Below are 6379 nucleotides of genomic sequence, written 5' to 3'. Positions count from 1 at the left end.
GCATCGTCGCCTTGGTGAGCCGTTACCTCACCAACTAGCTAATGCGCCGCGGGCCCATCCTGCAGTGACAGCCAAAGCCGCCTTTCAACCGAAAACCATGCGGTTTTCGGTATTATCCGGTATTAGCTCCGGTTTCCCGAAGTTATCCCGGTCTGCAGGGCAGGTTGCCCACGTGTTACTCACCCGTCCGCCGCTAACCTCAGGGAGCAAGCTCCCTTTGGTCCGCTCGACTTGCATGTATTAGGCACGCCGCCAGCGTTCGTCCTGAGCCAGGATCAAACTCTCCAATAAAAGTTATATACCTAGCAAACTGACATTAACGCTTGCGTTTTGTTCAGTTTTCAAGGAACTCAATTAGGGTAGCTATTCTATGATAACAAAATAAAAAAGAGATGTCAACCTATTTAAAAATACCATATGTGAATATCAGACATGATTTTATTATATTTGATATCACTTATTTACGCAAGTATTTTTTAAAAAAACAATAATTTTTTTCGAGAAATGAGGCTGACTCAAAAGCCAACAGTCAGACCCCACAATACAAGAACATAATATTGCATAAATGAGCTATAATATTGTGAAACGTACGTGAGGTCAGACCCTTATGAAACAGCCTCAGGTTCATTAAATGACTTCTTCAATATGAATATTTCGATGCTCCCTTAACGACACGAATTGATTTGTTTCCAAAATTTTAACCATTGGCCGCGTAGGAGAGTCTGGATGAATAAAGACAATTTCTGCTGTTTCTCCATTTGATAGCTTAACTTTTGTTCCCACATTAAAAGCAGTAAGATTATCTAATAAAATTTGAACAATTTCCATACTTAACTTTCCAAAACTATCAGCTTGAAGCTGCTCAAGTGCTCTAAATGGAGATTGTTTGGATCGATAAAGGCGTTCCGATATCATCGCATGATAAACATCAGCTACAGCTACTATTTTGCTATAAGGATGAATCTTTTTTTCATCGAGTCCGAATGGATAACCGCTTCCATCATTTCTTTCATGATGTTGCAAAACAGCTAACTTTACCCCTTCTTGCAATGCCGGAAGCTTTTGAATCATTTTATAACCATATACAGTATGTTGCTTTATTTCTTTATACTCTTCTGCAGTAAGCGCAGAACTTTTTGTTAATAATCTCGGGTCAATTTTTGCCATCCCGCAATCACATAAAACACCGGAAATTGCAATTTGGTAATAATCTCCTTTATCATAGCTCAAATTTTTCGCTATAAACCCTGCAAGCAAACCTACGCTAATCGCATGATGATACAAATAATCTTCCTTTGTTGTGTAACGATATAGAGAAAATAGTTCACCTTTTGATTCAATCAGCCTATCCAGCAATGGAATAATAGTTGTTCTAACTTCGCCAATATCAACTGGAAGTCCTGATTGCCAAGCTTGAAAAATACGTTTATACTGTTGAACTGCTTTTAAATATAATAAAATAATTTCTTCTTCATCATACATATTCTCTTGATTTTGACTGTTTTCGATTATTTCACTTGGCTTAAACGGTTCACCGTTTGCCAAAACCGATTTAACATATACATCTTCAATCAAAAATTTTTTTAACACTGTTAATAAAAGAGGAGTTAATATTGTATTTTTCCGAATAATTGGTTTGTTTGATTTTCCAACTACATCTTCTGATAAAATGCATCCTTCCTGCAATTGGTTCACTTTTACCCGTATCACTTTTCTTCACCTTCCAAATATTGCGAAACATTTAAAAAGGGGCTGACCCATAAGTGTCTGACCTCACGCGCATTTCACAATATATTGCACTCTATATATTGTGTTGCAGGGTCTGACATTGCTTTTGGGTCAGCCTCTATGTTTGTTTTAGTGCTCCTCAATTCCTTCGCTATCTTTTTCTTCCTCTTTCGGCACTTTAGCCACTGTAGCAACGTATTCATTTTCATTATCGTCAGATAGACGGATAAGCTTAACACCCTGTGTATTTCTGCCCATGCGCGAAATATCGCTGACAGCGATGCGAATTAATATTCCGCTTGCAGTGATTAACATTAAATCTTCTTCACCCGTCACTGTTTTTACCGCAACAACGTCTCCATTTTTCTCGGTGATATTGCAAGTTTTTAATCCTTTGCCGCCTCTGCTTTGAATGCGATACTCTGAGGCTGGAGTACGCTTTCCATATCCATTTTTTGTAACAACTAAAACGTCTGAGCCTTCATCTAATATTTCCATACCGACGACTTCATCATCGGCATCCAACGTAATGGCTTTTACGCCTGTAGCATTTCTTCCCATTGTTCGTACATCTGTCTCCGGAAAACGAATTAACATGCCTTTTTTCGTTCCAACGATAATATCTTTAGAACCATCCGTAAGTTTAACAGAGATTAATTCATCTCCCTCACGCAAGCTAATAGCGATTAATCCATTATTACGAATATTCAAGAATGAAGACAACGGTGAGCGTTTCGCAATTCCTTCTTTTGTAGTAAAGAAGAGGAATGAATCATCATCGAACTCATCAATGTTAATAATTGTATTAATCCATTCGTCTTTATCAATTTCTAACAAATTAACAATCGGTATTCCTTTCGCAGTACGTCCAAACTCCGGAATTTCATAACCTTTGGCGCGGTATACTTTTCCTTTGTTTGTGAAAAATAAAATTGTATTATGGGTAGAGGTAATTAATAGATGTTCAACAAAGTCGTCTTCGTTTGTGTTCATTCCTTGAATACCTCTACCGCCTCTTCTTTGGCTCTTATATGTCGATACAGGCAAACGCTTAATATAACCTTTATGTGTTAAGGTTACGACAATATTTTCGCGCGGAATCAAATCCTCATCATCGATTTCTTCAACGCTACCAACAACAATTTCTGTTCTGCGCTCATCATTGAATCTTTCTTTAATTTCAAGCAGCTCGTCGCGAATGATTTGTAAAACTTTCTCCTCGTCTGCCAAAATGGCTTTCAATTCGCTGATTAATTTTACTAAATCTTTATACTCTTGTTCGATTTTTTCGCGTTCTAAACCTGTAAGCCTTTGGAGACGCATATCTAAAATCGCTTGGGCTTGTCTTTCCGTTAAAGAAAATTGCCGCATTAACCCTTCTCTTGCAATTTCAGTAGTTTGTGAGCTGCGAATTAAGTTGATTACTTCATCTAAGTGATCAAGGGCAATTCGCAACCCTTCTAAAATATGCGCCCGCGCTTCAGCTTTTTTCAATTCATAAGCTGTACGACGACGAATCACTACTTTTTGATGGTCTAAATAATGATTTAAGCATTGCTTTAAATTTAAAACTTTTGGCTCTCCATCTACTAAGGCAAGCATATTAATACCGAAACTGGTTTGCAAAGCCGTTTGTTTATATAAGTTATTTAAAATGACATTGGCATTGGCATCTTTTCTCACTTCAATAACAATTCTCATGCCGTTGCGGTCGGATTCATCGCGCAAATCAGTGATTCCTTCAATTTTCTTTTCGCGGACGAGCTCAGCAATTTTTTCGATTAGTTTTGCTTTATTCACTTGATAAGGAAGTTCCCGAACAATAATCGTTTCTTTTCCGCTTGCATTTTTCTCAATTTCTACTTTTGCCCGTAATGTAATGGAGCCGCGCCCCGTTTCATATGCTTTACGAATGCCGCTGCGGCCAATAATCTGACCGCCTGTTGGGAAGTCTGGTCCTGGGACGATTTCCATTAATTCAGCAATGGTAATATCAGGGTCTTTACTTAAAGCTAAAATGGCATCAATCACTTCGCCAAGCTGATGAGGCGGAATGTTTGTTGCCATTCCGACAGCAATACCCGACGAACCATTAACAAGTAAGTTTGGAAATCTTGAAGGCAGCACAACTGGTTCTTTTTCCGAACCGTCGTAGTTATCTTGGTAGTCAATCGTATCTTTATTAATGTCGCGCAAAAGTTCCATTGCTATTTTGGACATGCGCGCTTCGGTGTAACGCATTGCTGCTGCAGCATCCCCATCAATGGAACCAAAGTTTCCATGGCCGTCAACAAGCATGTAGCGATAGTTAAAGTCTTGTGCCATGCGCACCATCGTATCATAAACAGCAGCATCTCCATGAGGATGGTATTTACCAATAACTTCACCGACGATACGCGCAGATTTTTTATACGGCTTATCGGCTGTCATTCCTAAATCATGCATCGCATATAAAATACGGCGATGTACCGGCTTTAAACCGTCACGTACATCCGGAAGAGCACGCGATACAATAACGCTCATCGCATAATCAAGGAACGACGAACGCATTTCCTGGCTAATATTGACTTCTCTAATTCGTAAATTTTGATTTTCCGACATAGAAACGAACCTCCCTTAGAAGTTCACTTTTTTAAAATTTTGGGAGGGTGATTAGCAAACACTCTCCAATGTACAAAGAAGGATAGATACATCATCTATCCTTAAATATCTAAGTTCTTTACATATTTTGCGTTTTCTTCAATAAACTGTCTTCGCGGTTCTACTTTATCTCCCATTAGAATTTCAAACGTTTCATCCGCTTCAATGGCATCTTGCAAGCTTACTTGAAGCAATGTCCTCGTTTCTGGATTCATTGTTGTTTCCCATAATTGTTCTGGATTCATCTCGCCAAGACCTTTATAACGTTGAATATTAGGTTTTGGATTATCAGGCAATTTGGCAAGAATAGCTTCTAATTGCCGGTCATTGTACGCATATTCAACATGTTTTCCTTGTTGAATTTTGTAAAGAGGCGGCTGAGCAATATAAATATATCCTTTTTCAATAAGTTGCCGCATATATCGATAAAAGAATGTAAGCAATAATGTACGAATATGGGCTCCATCAACATCGGCATCGGTCATGATGATAATTTTATGATAGCGCGCCTTTGTAATATCAAAATCTTCACCAATTCCTGTTCCTAAAGCAGTAATAATCGCTCTCACTTCATTGTTCGATAAAATTTTATCCAGCCGCGCTTTCTCAACGTTAATAATTTTACCGCGCAATGGTAAAATTGCTTGGAAATGCCGATCCCGTCCCTGTTTAGCCGAACCGCCCGCTGAATCACCCTCAACGACATATAATTCACTAACAGATGGATCTTTCGAAGAACAATCCGCTAGTTTTCCCGGTAAATTGGACACTTCAAGAGCGCTTTTTCTTCTCGTGAGCTCTCTCGCTTTCTTTGCCGCCAATCGAGCTCGTGCTGCCATCATTGCCTTTTCAACAATTTTTCGGGCTATTGCTGGATTTTCTAATAAAAATGTTTCAAAATGCTCAGAGAAAAGGGAGTCTGTAACTGTCCTTGCATCGCTGTTCCCGAGTTTTGTTTTTGTCTGTCCTTCAAACTGAGGAGCTGGATGTTTAACAGAAATGATAGCTGTCAATCCTTCCCGGACATCTTCACCAGTTAAGTTCGTATCACTGTCTTTCATAATATGATGCTTTCTTGCATAGTCATTAATAATGCGTGTTAATGCTGTTTTAAAGCCTGCTTCGTGCGTACCGCCCTCATGTGTATGAATATTATTCGCGAAGGAATATATATTACTGGTATAGCCGTCATTATATTGCAGAGCGATTTCAACATAAAGCCCATCTTTCTCTCCGACGATATAAATCGGCTCTTCATGAAGAACTTCTCTTGTGCGATTTAAATGCTCTACATACGACTTGATTCCGCCCTCGTAATAATATTCATTTCTGCGATTTTCCACACGTTTATCTTCAAGCGTAATTTTGATGCCGCGGTTTAAGAATGCAAGCTCCCGTAGGCGATTGGCAAGCGTGTCATAATCATATTCGATCGTTTCTGTAAAAATTTCTGGATCGGGCTTAAAGTGAACCGTCGTTCCTGTACGATCAGTATCGCCAATTACTTGCAAATCTGTAACTGGAACACCGCGTTTATATTTTTGATAGTGGATTTTCCCTTCACGATACACAAACACTTCTAACTCTGTTGATAAGGCATTCACGACTGATGCACCAACACCGTGCAGTCCACCAGATACCTTATAGCCACCGCCGCCAAACTTACCTCCTGCATGAAGAACAGTCATGATTACCTCTACAGCCGGTCGCCCCATCTTTTCATGAATTCCGACCGGAATACCGCGTCCATTATCAACAACGGTAATACTATTATCTTTCTCAATCGTTACATTAATTTCCGTACAATAACCGGCCAGCGCTTCGTCAATACTATTGTCGACTATTTCCCATACTAAATGATGAAGCCCTTTTGGTCCTGTTGAGCCAATGTACATTCCCGGTCTTTTACGAACCGCTTCTAATCCCTCAAGGACTTGAATTTGGCTTTCATCATATGCATAGTCCACTTTTTGATCCATTGTCATGTTAATCACCTACGCTTTCCTATAAA

The 6379-nt window shown here is 39.3% G+C and carries 3 protein-coding genes and 1 rRNA gene; all 4 read right to left on the bottom strand.

Annotated features, from left to right (window positions below; translation table 11 throughout):
* Positions 1-291 (bottom strand): 16S ribosomal RNA (locus B0I26_RS07710); the annotation flags it as partial.
* A 336-nt stretch (positions 292-627) separates the two neighbouring features.
* Entirely contained in the window at positions 628-1710 is a 1083-nt protein-coding gene (locus tag B0I26_RS07705) for an HD-GYP domain-containing protein (protein ID WP_111644867.1), read from the bottom strand.
* A 147-nt stretch (positions 1711-1857) separates the two neighbouring features.
* Positions 1858-4329, bottom strand: coding sequence for a DNA gyrase subunit A (gene gyrA, locus B0I26_RS07700; RefSeq protein WP_111644866.1), 2472 nt, complete (start codon positions 4327-4329; stop codon positions 1858-1860).
* 101 nt (positions 4330-4430) lie between these two features.
* Entirely contained in the window at positions 4431-6353 is a 1923-nt protein-coding gene (gene gyrB / locus B0I26_RS07695; protein ID WP_111644865.1) for a DNA topoisomerase (ATP-hydrolyzing) subunit B, read from the bottom strand.
* Positions 6354-6379 lie beyond the last annotated feature (26 nt).

The organism is Paranoxybacillus vitaminiphilus (assembly GCF_003259935.1).
Taxonomy (GTDB): domain Bacteria; phylum Bacillota; class Bacilli; order Bacillales; family Anoxybacillaceae; genus Paranoxybacillus; species Paranoxybacillus vitaminiphilus.
The sequence above is the reverse complement of the archived record's forward strand: the minus strand, read 5'-3'. Positions and strand labels throughout refer to the sequence as shown.

What these genes read in the sequence shown, in the direction of transcription:
- gyrB (WP_111644865.1), bottom strand. Translation starts at nt 6,353, where the DNA reads ATGACAATGGATCAAAAAGTGGACTATGCATATGATGAAAGCCAAATT.
- gyrA (WP_111644866.1), bottom strand. Translation starts at nt 4,329, where the DNA reads ATGTCGGAAAATCAAAATTTACGAATTAGAGAAGTCAATATTAGCCAG.